The sequence below is a fragment of the Muricoccus vinaceus genome (assembly GCF_042433125.1).
Classification (GTDB): Bacteria; Pseudomonadota; Alphaproteobacteria; order Acetobacterales; family Acetobacteraceae; genus Roseomonas; species Roseomonas vinacea.
Map to the genome: position 1 here is coordinate 1 of NZ_JBHLVZ010000011.1, position 15,117 is coordinate 15,117.

General features: G+C 70.4%; 14 protein-coding genes. 11 read left to right on the forward strand and 3 right to left on the reverse strand.

Going from position 1 to position 15,117, the window contains the following annotated elements; all coding sequences use genetic code 11:
* Positions 1 to 67: 67 nt before the first annotated feature.
* The 8 genes from ACFFIC_RS08730 (at position 68) to ACFFIC_RS08765 (ending at position 8,631) form a co-directional block, all read left to right on the forward strand.
* The gene (locus ACFFIC_RS08730; protein ID WP_377049788.1) at positions 68 to 829 is read left to right on the forward strand and encodes a Bug family tripartite tricarboxylate transporter substrate binding protein; all 762 of its coding nucleotides are present in this window, start codon (positions 68 to 70) and stop codon (positions 827 to 829) included.
* Between the two features lie 28 nt (positions 830 to 857).
* On the forward strand, positions 858 to 1,340 hold the full coding sequence (locus tag ACFFIC_RS08735; protein ID WP_377049789.1) for a tripartite tricarboxylate transporter TctB family protein: 483 nt from the start codon (positions 858 to 860) through the stop codon (positions 1,338 to 1,340).
* Between the two features lie 13 nt (positions 1,341 to 1,353).
* Positions 1,354 to 2,874 (forward strand): tripartite tricarboxylate transporter permease, encoded by a 1,521-nt coding sequence (locus tag ACFFIC_RS08740; protein ID WP_377049790.1) that lies wholly within the window; start codon positions 1,354 to 1,356, stop codon positions 2,872 to 2,874.
* A gap of 30 nt (positions 2,875 to 2,904) precedes the next feature.
* Positions 2,905 to 4,644, forward strand: a complete 1,740-nt coding sequence (locus ACFFIC_RS08745) for an IlvD/Edd family dehydratase (RefSeq protein ID WP_377049791.1) — start codon at positions 2,905 to 2,907, stop codon at positions 4,642 to 4,644.
* Between the two features lie 10 nt (positions 4,645 to 4,654).
* Entirely contained in the window at positions 4,655 to 6,046 is a 1,392-nt protein-coding gene (locus ACFFIC_RS08750; protein ID WP_377049792.1) for an NAD(P)H-dependent oxidoreductase, read from the forward strand.
* Positions 6,043 to 6,963, forward strand: coding sequence for a dihydrodipicolinate synthase family protein (locus tag ACFFIC_RS08755; protein ID WP_377049793.1), 921 nt, complete (start codon positions 6,043 to 6,045; stop codon positions 6,961 to 6,963). The genes ACFFIC_RS08750 and ACFFIC_RS08755 overlap by 4 nt, the downstream gene beginning before the upstream one ends.
* A gap of 94 nt (positions 6,964 to 7,057) precedes the next feature.
* Entirely contained in the window at positions 7,058 to 8,002 is a 945-nt protein-coding gene (locus tag ACFFIC_RS08760; protein ID WP_377049794.1) for a 2-dehydro-3-deoxygalactonokinase, read from the forward strand.
* The gene (locus ACFFIC_RS08765) at positions 7,999 to 8,631 is read left to right on the forward strand and encodes a 2-dehydro-3-deoxy-6-phosphogalactonate aldolase (RefSeq protein WP_377049795.1); all 633 of its coding nucleotides are present in this window, start codon (positions 7,999 to 8,001) and stop codon (positions 8,629 to 8,631) included. Before ACFFIC_RS08760 ends, ACFFIC_RS08765 begins: the two co-directional genes overlap by 4 nt.
* 9 nt (positions 8,632 to 8,640) lie before the next feature.
* Here ACFFIC_RS08765 and ACFFIC_RS08770 read toward each other — a convergent pair whose 3' ends face one another.
* From ACFFIC_RS08770 to ACFFIC_RS08780, 3 genes are all read right to left on the reverse strand, one after another.
* Complete coding sequence (locus tag ACFFIC_RS08770) at positions 8,641 to 9,930, reverse strand: family 1 glycosylhydrolase (protein WP_377049796.1); 1,290 nt, start codon at positions 9,928 to 9,930, stop codon at positions 8,641 to 8,643.
* A 185-nt stretch (positions 9,931 to 10,115) separates the two neighbouring features.
* A complete protein-coding gene (gene uvsE, locus ACFFIC_RS08775; protein WP_377049797.1) occupies positions 10,116 to 11,198 on the reverse strand; it encodes a UV DNA damage repair endonuclease UvsE in 1,083 nt (360 codons plus the stop codon).
* Positions 11,195 to 12,283 carry a DHH family phosphoesterase gene (locus ACFFIC_RS08780; protein ID WP_377049798.1) on the reverse strand — a complete coding sequence of 363 codons (1,089 nt, stop codon included), beginning with the start codon at positions 12,281 to 12,283 and terminating at the stop codon, positions 11,195 to 11,197. The genes uvsE and ACFFIC_RS08780 overlap by 4 nt, the downstream gene beginning before the upstream one ends.
* A 183-nt stretch (positions 12,284 to 12,466) precedes the next feature.
* On the opposite strand from ACFFIC_RS08780, the gene ACFFIC_RS08785 reads away from it, so the two are divergent.
* Genes ACFFIC_RS08785 through ACFFIC_RS08795 form a run of 3 tightly spaced genes read left to right on the forward strand, consistent with a single transcriptional unit; the run spans position 12,467 to position 15,081 of the window.
* Entirely contained in the window at positions 12,467 to 12,805 is a 339-nt protein-coding gene (locus ACFFIC_RS08785) for a non-heme iron oxygenase ferredoxin subunit (protein WP_377049799.1), read from the forward strand.
* Complete coding sequence (locus ACFFIC_RS08790; RefSeq protein WP_377049800.1) at positions 12,802 to 13,824, forward strand: PdxA family dehydrogenase; 1,023 nt, start codon at positions 12,802 to 12,804, stop codon at positions 13,822 to 13,824. Before ACFFIC_RS08785 ends, ACFFIC_RS08790 begins: the two co-directional genes overlap by 4 nt.
* Positions 13,825 to 13,827: 3 nt before the next feature.
* A complete protein-coding gene (locus ACFFIC_RS08795) occupies positions 13,828 to 15,081 on the forward strand; it encodes an NAD(P)/FAD-dependent oxidoreductase (protein WP_377049801.1) in 1,254 nt (417 codons plus the stop codon).
* The last annotated feature ends 36 nt before the right edge of the window (positions 15,082 to 15,117 follow it).

Sequence of the window (15,117 nt, forward strand, 5' to 3'; positions counted from 1 at the left end):
TACGTTGGCGTAGACTGATCAGACCAGGTCGTGGAAACCCTTGCGGACGGGGCGGGCCATACGATTCGTGTATGGACGCGGCGCGCAGGGCGACCCGCACAAGGTGATCTTCGGCACCAACAACGAATGGCTTCTTCCACTCGTTGCCCGCGTTGCCTGGAAGCCGCTCGACCTGACGCCCGTCACCGCGATGGCGTTCGACGAGTTCATGCTCTGGGTGAAGGAGGATTCTCCTTATCGCAGCGCGGCCGACCTCGTCGCCGCCGCGCGCGAGCGGCCGGGCGTGTTGCGCATGGGCGGCAGCCAGACGCGCGACACCGACCAGACGCTGACGCTGCTGATCCAGAAGGCCGCGGGCATCCGCTTCACCTACATCCCGTTCCGCGGCGGCGGAGAGGCGGGCGTGCAGCTCGCGGGCGGGCATATCGACGCCAACACCAACAATCCCTCGGAAAGCACGGGCGGATGGCGCGGCGGGCAGGTGCGTCCCGTCTGCGTCTTCCGCCGTGAACCGCTTCCCGCGGGCCCGCGCGTGACCGAGGCGCAGTCATGGTCGGACATCCCCCCCTGCGCTGCCCAGGGCATCACCGTCGATGAATTCCGCATGCCCCGCACCGTCTTCCTGCCCCCCGCGGTGCCGCCGGGGGCGCAATCCTTCTGGGCGGATGTGATGCGCAAGGTCAGCGAGACGCCGGAATGGCAGGACTACATCCAGCGCACCAGCCAGACCGCGGCGCTGCTATCGCCCGACCAGATGCGCGCCCTGATGCAGACCGAGGAGCGCGCGGCGCGTGAACTCTATGGCCCCGAAGGCTGGCTGGTGAACTAGCGGCGGGCGACCGGAAGGGGAGAAGGGGATGCTGGACCGCTTCCGGCTTGAGCTGGCCTTTGCCGGCGTCATCCTGCTGGTCGGCGCGCTGGGGTTGCTGGGCTCGGCCGGGCTCGACACGGGGTGGGCCTCCGACGGACCGCAGGCGGGCTTTTTCCCCTTCCGCGTTTCGATCATCCTGATCGGCGCCGCGGCGCTGGTGGCGGTGAATGCGTGGCGCGCGCGCGGAACCCTGGCTGCGATCCCGGTGATCGACCGCGAGGGCGGGCTGCGCGTGCTGCGCTTCGGCCTGCCCGTTCTCGGCATGGTGGCCGTGGCGCAGTGGCTGGGCCTATACGTCGCCATGGCGCTCTACCTGCTCGTGGCGATCCGCTGGGTCGGCGGCCGCCGCTTCGCCACGGGCCTCGCGGTCGCGCTCGGCGTGACCTTCGCCAGCTTTGTCGTGTTCGAGAAATGGTTCGGTGTTCCCTTGCTCAAGGGCCCTCTCGAAACGCTGCTCGGCCTGGGCTGAGGGAGGAGCCGCCATGCTGTCCAACCTCGAAGCCCTCATGCACGGCTTTTCCGTCGCCCTCACCGGTTACCATGTGCTGCTGATGATCGCGGGCGTGCTGCTGGGCATCCTGGTTGGCGTGCTGCCCGGACTGGGCGCGCCCAATGGGGTGACGCTGCTGCTGCCGCTCACCTTCTCCATGGACCCGGTATCGGCCATCATCCTGCTCACCAGCCTTTACTGGGGCGCATTGTTCGGCGGCTCCACCACCTCGATCCTGTTCAACATTCCCGGCGAGCCCTCTTCCGTCGCCACGACCTTCGACGGCTACCCCATGGCGCGGCAGGGCCGTGCGACGGAGGCGTTGACCTTCGCCTTCGTGTCCGCCGGCATCGGCGCGCTGGTGGGCATCGTGGTGATCACCCTCCTGTCGGGCGCCGTCGCCTCCTTCGCGCTGCGCTTCGGGCCGCCCGAGTACTTCGCGGTCTACCTTCTCGCCTTCGCCTCCTTCATCGCCTTCGGCGGCGGCGCGCCGCTCAAGACCATCGTGTCGCTGGCTCTGGGATTCGGCTTCGGCATGATGGGCATGGACACCGTCTCCGGCTCCATGCGCCTGACCTTCGACATTCCCGAACTCATCCGCGGGATCTCCTTCCTGGTCGTGGTGATCGGCCTTTTCGGCCTGGGCGAGCTGTTGCTGACCATCGAGGAAGGGCCGGAGTTCAAGGGCGCCAACGCCCGGCTCGACCCCGCCGCCATGCTGCGCGCCATCGCCGCCTTGCCGCGCTACTGGCTGGCCATCCTGCGCGGCTGCGCGGTCGGCGTCTGGATGGGCATCACCCCGGGTGGCCCCACCGCGGCCTCCTTCATGTCCTACGGGCTGGCGCGCCGCATGTCGCGCAACGGCACCGGCTTCGGCGGTGGCGAACCGGAGGGCGTGATCGCGCCGGAAACCGCCGATCATTCCGCCGGCACGGCCGCGATGCTGCCGATGCTCTCACTCGGCATTCCCGGTTCGGCCACCTCCGCCGTCATGCTCGGCGGGCTGATGATATGGGGCCTCAATCCCGGCCCCATGCTGTTCATCGAGCAGCGCGACTTCGTCTGGGGCATGATCGCCTCCATGTATCTCGGCAACGTCATCGGCATGGTGCTGGCGCTGGCCACGGTGCCGCTTTTCGCCGCCATGCTGTCGGTTTCCTTCTCCATCATCGGGCCGGTGATCGTCACGGTCTGCCTCGTCGGTGCCTATACCGTGGCCGGGGCGCCGTTCGACCTTTGGCTCGCCCTGGGCTTCGGCGCCGCCGGCTATGTCATGAAGAAGCTCGACTATCCGCTCGCGCCGCTCGTGCTGGCGATGGTGATCGGCGACAAGGCGGAGGATGCCTTCCGCCAGTCCATGCTGATGTCGAACGGCTCGCTCGGCGTGCTCTGGGCCAACCCGCTGGTGGGGACGCTCTCCACCATCGCCCTGTTCTTTTTGTTATGGCCCGTCGCCGCGGCGGCGCTGGGCCGGCGCCGCACGGCCGCGGTTGCGGCCGAACCCGGCGCGTGAACCCTTCCTGATCCAGCAAGGACCCGATCCGTGACCGACGACGTGCCACCGGGCACCCTGCGCTCCCGCGCCTGGTTCGCCCGCCAGGACAAGATGGGCTTCTACTACCGCTCCTGGCTTCGCAACCGCGGCCTGCCCAACGACCAGTTCGATGGCCGGCCCGTGATCGGCATCTGCAACACCTGGTCCGAGCTCACGCCCTGCAACGGCCATTTCCGGACCATCGCGGAGCACGTGCGCTACGGCATCCTGGAAGCGGGCGGCTATCCGCTCGAGTTCCCCGTGCTGAGCCTCGGCGAGACGCAGATGCGGCCGACCGCCATGCTCTACCGCAACCTCGCCTCCATGGACGTGGAGGAAGCGCTGCGCGCCAATCCGCTGGACGGCGTCGTGCTGCTGATGGGCTGCGACAAGACCACGCCCGCGCTGCTGATGGGGGCGGCGAGCGTGGACCTGCCCTCCATCGGGGTTTCCGGCGGCCCCATGCTGAATGGCCACTACCGCGGCCAGAAGATCGGCTCCGGCACCAACACCATCTCCATGAGCGAGCAGCTTCGTGCGGGCGAGATCACGCTGCGCGAGTTCCACGAGGCCGAGGGTGCGATGTCGCGCTCGGCGGGAAGCTGCATGACCATGGGCACGGCCTCGACCATGGCCTGCATGGTGGAGGCGCTGGGCGTGGGCCTTCCGGGCAACGCCGCCATCCCCGCGCCCGATGCCCGCCGCAACGAGCTGGCGCGCCTCGCCGGGCGCCGCATTGTGGAGATGGTGCGGGAGGACCTCCGGCTTTCGAAACTCCTCACGCGGGACGCATTCGAGAACGCGATCCGCGTGCTGGCGGCAGTTGGTGGATCCACCAACGCCGTGGTCCACCTCCTGGCGATCGCTGGCCGCCTCGGCGTTCCGCTGCAACTGGACGATTTCGACCTCCTGGCCAGCGAGGTGAACTGCCTGGTCAACCTCCGTCCATCAGGCGAACACCTGATGGAGGATTTCTTCTACGCCGGCGGCCTGCCCGTGGTGCTGCGCGAGCTGGTCGAGCGCGGGCTGATGCACGGGGACGCACCCACCGCGAACGGCCGCAGCCTGGCCGAGAACGTGGCGGACGCCGAGTGCTGGAACCGCGACGTGATCCATCGCTACGACGCGCCCTTCAAGCCGCAGGCCGGCATTGCCATCCTGCGCGGCAACCTTTGCCCGGATGGCGCGGTGATCAAGCCTTCAGCCGCCTCGCCGCACCTGCTTCGCCACACCGGCCGCGCCGTGGTGTTCGAGAGCATCGAGGACCTGCACGCCCGCATCAACGACGAGGCGCTGGACATCGACGAGAGCTGCGTCATGGTGCTGAAGTACTGTGGCCCCAGGGGTTATCCGGGCATGGCGGAGGTCGGCAACATGCCGCTCCCGCCCAAGCTGCTCCGCCAGGGCGTGCGGGACATGATCCGGATCTCGGATGCGCGCATGTCCGGCACGGCCTATGGCACGGTGGTGCTGCACGCCGCGCCCGAGGCCATGGCGGGCGGCGCACTCGCCCTGGTGGAGAACGGGGACATGATCACGCTGGACGTCGCGGAACGCCGGCTGCACCTGCATGTGGACGACGCCGCGCTGGCCCAGCGCCGTGCCGCCTGGACAGCCCCGCCCATCCCGCTCGCGGAGCGCGGCTACACCCGCATGTACGTCGACCACGTGATGCAGGCCGACAAGGGCGTGGACCTCGACTTCCTTCGCGGCGGCAGCGGCGCACCCGTCGCGCGCGACAACCACTGACGCCCGCGCCGTGAACCACGAGATCCTGTTCCGAGACCCCGCCGGACGGCGCGTGCGCTTCGCGCTCAGCGGTGCGCGCGGCGGCTTCGCTCGCACGCTCCTTGCCCAGGCACGCGCCATCCCGCGCCTGGAGCCTGCGGTCCTGTGCGACCTCGACGCGGAGGGCGTGATGGCCCTGCTGGCCGAGCTCGGCTACCCGCCGGGTGCCGCCGTGCTGTGCGAGACCGCGGCCCAGGCCGGGGGCAGGGGCGACCGGATCGCGGTGGTGCGCGACGCGAGCCTGCTGGATGCCGTTCCGCACGACATCCTCGTGGAGGCGACCGGGCAGCCGGAGGCGGGCGCGCGGATGGCGCTCGATGCCATCGGCAGGGGCGCTCATGTCGCCATGGTGAGCAAGGAGACCGACTCCGTTGTCGGGCCGGAGCTGAACCGCCTGGCGGTGGAGCGTGGGCTTGTTTACACCACGGCGGACGGCGACCAGCCCGCCAACCTCATCGGGCTCGTCACCTGGGCGCGACTGCTGGGCTTCGAGGTTCTCGCCGCCGGCAAGTCCAGCGAGTACGACTTCGTCTTCGACCATGCCAGGGCCGAGGTCACCTGCGCGGAGTTGCGCTGCGCCGCGCCGGGGCTCGGGGCGCTCTGGATGCTCGGCGCGGATGTTCCGGGCATGCTGGCCAGCCGCTCGGACGTTCTGGCTGCCCTCCCGCAGCGTGCCACGCCCGATTATTGCGAGATGAACGTGGTGTCGAACTCCACGGGCCTGCTCCCCTCGCGCGATGCGCTCAGCTTTCCCCTTTGCCGGATCACCGAACTGGCCGACGTGTTCGCCCCGCGCGCGGAGGGCGGCATCCTCAACCGGACCGGCGTGGTGGACGTCTTCAACTGCCTCCGGCGTCCGGAGGAGGTCAGCCTCGGCGGCGGCGTTTTCGTGATCGTGGCCTGCGGTGATCCCGTGGTCTGGGAGATGCTGCGCGGCAAGGGGCATGTGGTGTCGCGGGACGGCCGGCGCGCCTGCATCTTCCTGCCTTACCACCTCATGGGCCTGGAAACGCCCGTCAGCCTGTTCTCGGCCGTGCTGCACGGCCGCGCATCCGGCAGCGACCAACAATCCGTGCAGTCGGTGATGGTGGCGCGCGCCGGGCGGGACTTCCGCGCGGGGGAGGTGCTCCACATGGGCGGACACCATCACGTCATGGATGATTGCACCGCCCTTCTCCTGCCCGCCTCCCGTGCGGGGGGGCTCGTGCCCTTCTACCTGGCCGCCAACAAGACCCTGTGCGCGGATGTGCCGGCCGGCGCGATGATCCCGGAGAGCGCGGTCGCGCTGGAGGGCTCGCTGCTGCAGGCGCTCCGCCGCGGCGCCGCGCGTCCCTTGCCTGCTGCCACCGGAGCCATGCGATGAGCCACCCCCGTTACCGCGGCGTCTTCCCCGTGGTTCCCACCATCTTCGACGAACGGGGCGCCCTCGATCTCGGCGGCCAGCGCCGCTGCCTCGATTTCATGATCGATGCCGGGTCCGAAGGCCTCTGCATCCTCGCGAATTTCTCCGAGCAGTTCGTGCTCTCGGACGAGGAACGCGAGGTGCTGACGCGGGTCATGCTCGATCATGTGGGCGGGCGCGTGCCGGTGATCGCGACCACCACCCATTTCTCCACGCGCATCTGCGCCGAACGCTCGCGCCGCGCCCAGGAGGCGGGCGCGGCCATGGTGATGATCATGCCGCCCTATCACGGCGCCACGATCCGCGTGGCGGAGCCCGGCATCCAGGCTTTCTTCCAGGGTGTCTCCGACTCGATCGGTATTCCCATCATGATCCAGGACGCGCCGGTCAGCGGCACCGCGCTTCCGGCGGCCTTCCTCGCGCGCATGGCGCGGGAGATCGAGCAGGTGGCCTATTTCAAGGTCGAGGTGCCTTTTGCCGCCAACAAGCTGCGGGACCTGATCGCGCTGGGCGGGGAGGCGGTCGAGGGCCCCTGGGACGGCGAGGAGGCGATCACCCTCATGGCCGACCTTGATGCCGGCGCCACGGGCTCCATGACCGGTGGCGGGTACCCCGACGGCATCCGCCGCATCATGGACGCCTACCGCGGCGGCCGCCGGGAGGAAGCGGCGGCGGCCTACCAGCACTTGCTGCCGCTCATCAACTACGAGAACCGCCAGTGCGGCCTTCTCGCCGCGAAGGCCCTGATGAAGGAGGGCGGCGTGATCGCCTGCGACGCACCCCGCGCGCCGCTCCCCCCGCTGCACCCGGCCACCCGGGCGGGGCTGATCGAGGTGGCACGGAAGGCCGATCCGCTGGTGCTCCGCTGGGCGCGTTGACCGCGTTGCCCTGACACGGGACAACGGGTGGCGCGCGGCGGTCCTTGGCGCCGCGCGGCAGCGCCGGCACGGGGCCGGCGTCACGGAGCGCAAGATGGCCGCGACCGAACCCGCGTTGATCGCGCTCGACTGGGGCACCTCCTCGCTCCGCGCCTACCTGATGGGGCCCGGCGGCGCCGTGCTGGAAACGCGGCGCCTGCCGCTCGGCCTGATGCAGGTGCCCGGCCGCGACTTCGCGGGGGTGATGGAGCGTGCCGTGGGCGACTGGCGCCTGGCCTGGCCGGGCCTGCGGGCCGTCGCCGCCGGCATGATCGGCAGTGCGCAGGGCTGGGTGGAGGCGCCCTATGCCGAATGCCCGGCGGGCACCGATGAACTGGCGCGCGCCCTGGTGCCTGTCCCGGGTGGCGCCCTCCTGGTGATACCAGGGGTCGCGCGCTATGGCGCGGCGCCGGACATGATGCGGGGCGAGGAGACCCAGATCGTCGGCGCGCTGGTGCAACGGCCCGCCCTCGCGGCCGGCGCGCTCTTCGTCCTGCCGGGCACGCATTCGAAATGGGTCCCGGTCTCCGATGGCCGCATCCGGGATTTCCGCACCTTCATGACGGGCGAGGTCTTCGCGACCCTGCGCGAGCACTCCATCCTCGGGCGCTTCGCCACGAAGGATGCGCCCGCGGCGGACGCGGGCCGTCTGGCCGAGGCCTTTGCACGCGGTGTCACGGCGCTGCGCGACAGCGGGTCCGGGGCCGCGCCGCTTCTCTTTTCCGCCCGTGCCCTGGTGCTGGCAGGCCAGCTCCGTCCCGAGCTGAGCCTGGAATACCTGTCCGGCCTCTTGATCGGCGAGGAAATCCGCTGCGGCCTGCATGGGGAGGGCGCCGCGCCCGTGCTGGTGGGCGACGCCGCGCTCTGCGATCGCTACCGCCGCGCTTTCGCGTTGTTCGGCATCGACGAGGTGGCGGTTCTCGGCGACACCGCCCCGGCCGGGTTGTGGCGCATCGCTGAACTCGCCGAACTCACCGGGCGCAAGGAGCTTCAGCCATGATCCTGCAATCCTTCATGGATCGCCTGCCGCTGGTCGCGATCCTGCGCGGCATCACGCCCGAGGAAGCCTTGCCGATCGGCCATGCCCTGGTGGCGGCCGGCTTCGCGATCATCGAGGTGCCGCTGAACTCGCCGCGTCCCTTCGAGAGCATCCGCGCCCTCTCGGCCGAGTTCGGCCGGGACGTGCTGGTTGGCGCGGGAACGGTGACCGACCCTGCCCAGGTCGCGGAGCTCGCCTCGGCGGGCGGACGGATCGTGGTGATGCCGCACGGCGACCCCGAGGTGATCCGCGCCGCCAAGGCCGCCGGCCTGCTCTGCGTGCCCGGCGTCTCCACGCCGACCGAGGGCTTCGCGGCGCTCCGCAGCGGCGCCGACGCCCTCAAGCTGTTCCCTGCCGAGCTGCTCACGCCCCGGGTGCTCAAGGCCATGCTCAGCGTGTTTCCGCGGGGCACGCGCTTCCTGCCCGTTGGCGGCATCGCGCCGGACAACATGGGCGAGTTCGTGTCCGCGGGCGCCGCAGGCTTCGGGCTCGGCTCCGCCCTCTACAAGCCGGGCGCGACGGCGGCGCAGGTGGCCGATCGCGCCCAGGCTTTCGCCGCGGCCTGGCGCGCCCTGCGGCCCGCCGGCTGAACCCCGGCTTCAGTCCAGCGCCGCGAGCGCCGGGTGCAGGCAGGATCCCTGGCGCGCCAGCACGTCCGACCAGTCGCGGATCAACTTCGCATAGGCCCGCCCGGCCGCGCGCGGGCGGCGGTCCAGGTCGAACAGGCCGCGCGGGTTCACGCGGCCGCGCTGCTGGCGCAGCGCCACGTCCCAGTCCACCTGGTCGGTCAGGGAATACCAGGTGAAGCCCAGCACCGGCACGTGGTCGCGGCGAAGCTGCATCACCCCGGCCCACTGCTTCCATAGCCAGCGCTCGGCCTCGTCGCCGTTCGGGCCCTCGTCGCAATTGGTTTCGGTGTGCATGATCGGCAGGCGGTAGCGGTCGTGGTAGAGGCGCGTCACCGGGCCATAGCCGAAGACCTCGCCAGCCCAGCGGCTGCTGCCGGTGCCGGTGATCAGGTGCTCGTTGGTGGCGTACCAGTCGTTGCCCATGATGCAGTGGCGGCGCAGGTCCTGCTGCATGAAGAAACGGTACTCGTCACGGGTCATGCCGTTGTCGAGAAGGAACTCGTACATGCCGCTGTCCACGCGGTGCCCGTAGTTCAGGTCGAGCGTCAGGAAGCGCTCTCCGTTCCGGAAGTCGGCGTGGCGGAGGGCGGCCGGGCATTCCGGATGGAAGTGCTCGGTGGATTCCGATTGCACGAACAGGGCGTCGGGCCGCACCTCCAGGATGGCGTGCATGGCCAGCACGTTGGCGCGCACGATGTTCTTGATGGCGGTGACGTAGGACAGGTCGTCGCGCGCCTGCTCGTTCCACCAGCCGTACTTGGCGGAGAAGACCGCCGTGATGAACATCTCGTTCACGGGGGTGTAGAGCTGTATCCAGGGAAAGCGGCGCGCGAAGGCTCCGGCATAATCGGCGAAAAGCCCGGAGAAGTCGGGGTTCTGGAAGTCGCCGATCCAGTCGGGCACGCCGAAGTGGCAGAGGTCGACGATGGGCACGGTGCCCTGGCGGCGCAACGCGGCGAAGGCCTCCTCGGCGAAGCTCCAGTCATAGCGCCCGGCGCCCAGCAGGCAGCGGTGAAGCTGGGGACCATAGCGCAGGTAGTTGCAGCCGACCTCGCGCACCAGGGCGAAGTCCTCCTGCCAGCGCTCGTAATGGCCGCATTCGGCGAGCTGGTCGCGCCGGATGCGCCCGCCGGCGATGGTGGGTGCGCTGTTCTCGATGCCTGTCGCGAACATGAAGCCCGGGCGAACTCCCGCAGCGCCGAACGGCCCTGCGGGAGACATGGGGTAAGTGTTGGCGACGGTGCCGACGACGTCCAGCATGACCTGTTTCCCGCGTTCCGGGGACCTGCCGCCCCCTTCACGGATAGGTTATCGGGGTATCACGATCCGTTGAACAGGTATTTTCACGGATTTGCCCGGTGTGGCCATGGCGCCACGACTGACCGTCGCAGGCGGGTTGCTGGTCCTTGCCCCTCGCCACCCGGCGCGTGGCGTGGCCTCCCTTGTCAGGCCTCTTCCTCCTCGAGGAGCTGGTCCTCCTCTGCCTCCAGCGCCGGAGCCTCGGCAGGCTCCAGGCCGAAGCGCGCAGCGACATCCGGGGCGTAGCGCAGAAGATCCGGGCGCAGGCGGATCAGCGCGAGGTCCTTCACCTTGGCCTCCAGCATCACATCGAACTCGAGCCCCTCGGCGAGGCGCATGAAGGTGATGAACTCGAAGGGATTGCAGAAGTCGGCGTGGCCCGTGTTCACGGGCGCGACGAACACCGTCTTGAGCTTGCGCGAGCCCTTCTCCTTCCGCTTCAGCTCGCGCATCTCCGTGCGTGGGGAGGAGAAATGCACCTTGGGCCGCTGGCCCTCGGGCCAGGTGCGCAGGACGGCCTCCAGCGCCGCTCGCATTTCGAGCCCGTCCGGGTTGAGGCACCAGAAGTGCTGGTGGTCGAAGATCAGCCGCACCCCCGTGCGCTCGTGGATCCAAAGGATGTCGGAGACCGAGAAGCGGAGGTCATCGTGCTCCAGCACCAGCCGGCGGCGCACATGCTCGGGGAGGAGGTTGTTCCAGGTTTCCACCCAGCGCGCATTGGCCGCGGGGCGATCGCCATAGGTGCCGCCCACATGGATCACCATCACCGCCTCCGGGCCAAGCTCCATCCGGTCCAGCATCTCGGCCTGGGAGGAAAGGTCCCAGATGCTCTTCTCCACCAGCGCGGGGTCGGGGCTGTTGAGGACCACGAACTGGGAGGGATGGAAGCTCAGCCGGATGCCCAGCCGGCGGGCCTTGGCGCCGAGCGCGCGCAGTTCCGCATCGCTTTCCCGGACCATGCCGTGGAACTGCGGCATGTCGGGATGCGTGGCATAGGGCGCGAGGTCGGAGGACAGCCGGTACATGCGGATGTCGTGCTGGTCCAGGTAGTCCAGCGCGCGGTCCATGTGCTCCAGCGACACCTTGAGGTGCGGGTTCTGCTGCCAGCGCCGCGTGTCGTTGCTCTTGATCTCCGGTGCCCCCATCAGCTTCACGGGAACGCCCAGGCGCAGCGGCGCGGGAGCGCCGGGACGCTGGGGCGTCACGATGGGCTTGCGGCGCGTGCTCACGCCGGCACCTGCATGTCGGCCTCAAAGCCGAGCCCGGCGACGAAGCGGTTCCAGGCCGCCGGCGGCAAGGCTCCGCCGGAGGCCTGGGCATGGCCATTGCCGTAGTTCACGGGATCCGCTCCTTCTGGCCGGTGGTTTCGGAAAAAGGCGATCAGGTCCGTGCCGCTCCCCGCCCGCGCGGCGAAATGCACCCAGCCCGGCCGGTATCCGGTGTTCACCGCGATCACCACCTTGTCCTTCAGCCGCCCTTTCCACTGCTGCGCCACCAGGGGGTGGATCTGGCAGGGTGAATCCAGGGGGATCAGCGCCACGTCGCCGCGGATCCGCGGCGCGACGCGGCGCCCCTCCGCCAGGGCCTCCTGCACCTCGGCCTTGGCCGCCAGCAGCAGGGCCGTCTCGGCGTGGCCACCCGAGAGCACGTCCTTCGGCCCATCCGCCTTCATCAGCAGCGCGAAGGCGGGCCCGGCATCGGCCGCGCTGGCGCGCCGGGGCGCGTTGACCAGCGACACCGCGTTGCGCAGAGCGGTGATCCCCCAGCGCGACCGCGCTTCCGCCAGCTCGGCGAAGCCCGCCGCCTCCTCCATGTCCCCGATGATGCCCAGCGCCGCCAGCCAGAGCAGGTCCTCCACGGGGGCAACCGCGCCCGCGCACCACCAGGCCAGCAGGGAGGTCGTGGGCGTCGGCACCAAGCCTTGACCGCTCACGAGGAGGGCCTCTTCCGGTACGCCGGTGGGAACATGGTGGTCCAGCAGGATGGTCGGCGTGCCCGGCAGCGGCGGTTCGGACCGCGTGCCGAGATCGGCCACGATGAGCCCGCCAAGCGGGCGCTCCCTCAGCGCCGCCGCCATCTCGGGCGACCACGCATTCTCCCCGCGCCCGAGGATGCGCACCTCCGGGCGGCGGCCCGCCCTTTCCAACGCGCGCGCCAGGATGGCGGCGGAGGAAAGGCCGTCGGCGTCATGGTGCGACAGGAGCAGCAGCGGGCGGGAGGCATCGAACTGCTCCAGCGCCGCGCGAAAGCCGTCCCGTTTCGCCGCGATCCAGGCCGCGTCCGCCCGCGCCGCTCCGTCGCCCTGCTCGGCCATGGCCAGTCTCCCCCGCGCACCGCTTCACCAGCCGAGAGAAGGGTGCGGGGCCGCGCGGGTTGCGGTGGGGAACGGGGAACCGGACGCTTGACATGCTTTGAGAGCTGTTCGACCTAGTGTTCGCAGATTGATAAAAGTGTTCGCTGTGCGCACGGAGTGTGCTGGTGGAGGGGAGGGGAAGGGATGACGGACGAGGCCGGCCTGGAGGCGCTCTGCGACGCCTCGGATGTGGAGGAGGACACGCCCGTGCGCGCCGAGCTGCGCGGCGAGGCCTATGCCGTCTTCCTTGTGGAGGGCCGCTTCTACGTCACGCAGGACCTCTGCACCCACGGCCCCGGTTCGCTTTCGGAAGGCTTCGTGGAGGGGAGCGAGATCGAATGCCCCTTTCACCAGGGCAAGTTCGACATCCGCACCGGCGCTCCCGCCGCCGCGCCCTGCACCGAGCCGCTGCGGACCTGGCCGGCGCAGGTGGTGGACGGAAAGGTCTGCATCGATCCCGCGAAGGGGCGGCGCGCCGCATGAACGCCATCGCCAAGCCCGCATCGCCGAGACCCCGCATCGCCCTGGCCCTGGGCGACCCCGCCGGGATCGGGCCCGAGATCGCGCTGAAGGCGGCGCTCGACCCCCGCGTCCGCGCGGCCTGCCGCCCCGTGCTGGTGGGCGACCGCGGTGCCCTGGAGCGGCACGCGCAGGCCTGCGGCCTCGCCGCACCGCTGGCGGTGGTGGGCACGGCTGCCGAGGAGGTGGGCGAGGACCGGATCGCGCTGATCGACCTCGACCAGTTTCGCGAGGAGCCGCTCCGCCTCGGAGAGATCCAGGCGGTGCATGGAAAGGCTGCCGTGGAGGCCGCCGCCGTCGCCATCCGCGCCGCCATGGCAGGCGAGGTGGAGGCGGTCGCCGCTTGCCCGCAGACGGAGTTCGCCATCCAGGCGGCCGGCATCGCCTTTGACGGCTATCCCACCTTCGTCGCCCGCTGCACGGGCACGCCGGAGGAGGACGCCTTCCTGATGCTGTGCTTCGACAACAAGCGCATCGTCCACACCACCCTTCATGTGGGCCTGCGCCAGGCCATCGACCTCGTCACCCCCGGGCGTGTGCTGCGCGTGCTGGAGGCCACCCAGGCGGTGCTGGTGAAGCTCGGTGTGGCCGAACCGCGCATCGCCGTGTCCGGCCTCAACCCCCATGCCAGCGAGCACGGCATGTTCGGCAACGAGGAAGCCACGATCATCGAGCCCGCCATGGAGCGCGCCCGCGCGCGCGGCATCCGCTGCGAGGGCCCCTTCGGCGCCGACACGATGTTCCAGAAGCCGGACTACGACGCCTTCGTCGTCATGGTGCACGACCAGGGGCACCTGGCGGCCAAGCTGCTGGCCACCAACCGCACGGCGGGCATGACCATCGGCACGCCCGTGCTCTTTTCCTCCGTGGCCCATGGGAGCGCGCTCGAGATCGCGGGCCAGAACAAGGCGAGCCCCGAGGCCGTCGTGGAAGCCCTGCTGCGCCTCTCCGGCGCCGCCATCCGCGCCCGGGCGGCGGCCTGAGCCATGGAGCCCTTGCTGCGCGACGGCGTGGTGGTGGTCGGCGGGGGCCAGGCGGGGGGCCGCGCGGTGGAAGCCATGCGCGGCGCCGGCTTCACCGGCCCCATCACCCTGGTGGGCGAGGAGGCCGAACCACCCTACGAGCGTCCGGCGCTCTCCAAGGACATGCTGCTGGGCTCGGACGAGATCGCCTGGGTTCGGCCAGCCGACTGGTACGCGCAGCACGGCATCGCGCTGCGTCTCGACACGCGCGTGGCGGCGATCGACCGTGCGGCGCGCAGCCTTCGCCTGGAGGACGGCGACGCGCTGCCCTACGGCGCGCTGCTCCTCGCAACCGGCGGGCGCCCCCGCCCGCTGCCGGCGCCGGGCGGCGACCACCCACGCTGCCACCCCATCCGCAGGTTGGCCGATACGCGGGCGCTGCGCCCGCACCTCCGTCCCGGGGCGCATCTGGTCGTGGTCGGGGGCGGCTTCATCGGGCTGGAAGCCGCCTCCGCCGCGCGCGCGAAGGGGGCGCAGGTCACGCTGGTGGAGGCCGGCGGGGCGCTGATGGCCCGCTGCGTGCCGGCCGAGGTCGGCGCCTTCTACGCTGCGCTGCACGCGGGCAAGGGTGTCGACCTGCGCTTCAACACCCAGGTGGCAAGGATCGAGGACGACGCCGGCATCCCGTCCGTCGTTCTCGACACGGGCGAACGCATCCGGGCGGACGCAGTGGTGGTCGGCATCGGGATGGTGCCCAACGCCGAGCTTGCCGCCGGGGCAGGGCTGCGCGTGGCCAACGGCATCGTGGTGGATGCCTTCGGCCGCACGGAGGACCCGTTGATCTGGGCCGCCGGCGACGTCGCCAGCCGCTATGATCCCCGCTACGGCCGGCATCTCCGGCTGGAGTCCTGGCAGAACGCGCAGAACGCCGCCATCGCCGTGGCGCGCAACATCGTCGGCAAGCCCGCGCCGCATTCGGAGGTTCCCTGGTTCTGGACGGACCAGCACGGGCTGAACATGCAGATCGCGGGCCTCGTCTCGGACACGCTGCCCTGGATCGCCCGCGGCACGCCTGGCGAAGGCCCTGCGCTGCGGCTGCAGATGGATGGCAGCCGGCCGGTCGCGGCCATCGGCATCAACGCCGCGCGCGACCTGCGCTTCATCAAGGAACTGATGCTGCTGGGCGCCGAGGTGTCGCCGCAGCTGCTGGCCGACCCCACGGCGAAACTGGCCGACCTCGTGCGAAGCGCCAAGCGGGACCTGCGCCCGGCCGCGTGAACGGGTCACGGAAGAAACACTCCAAGGAGACCATCG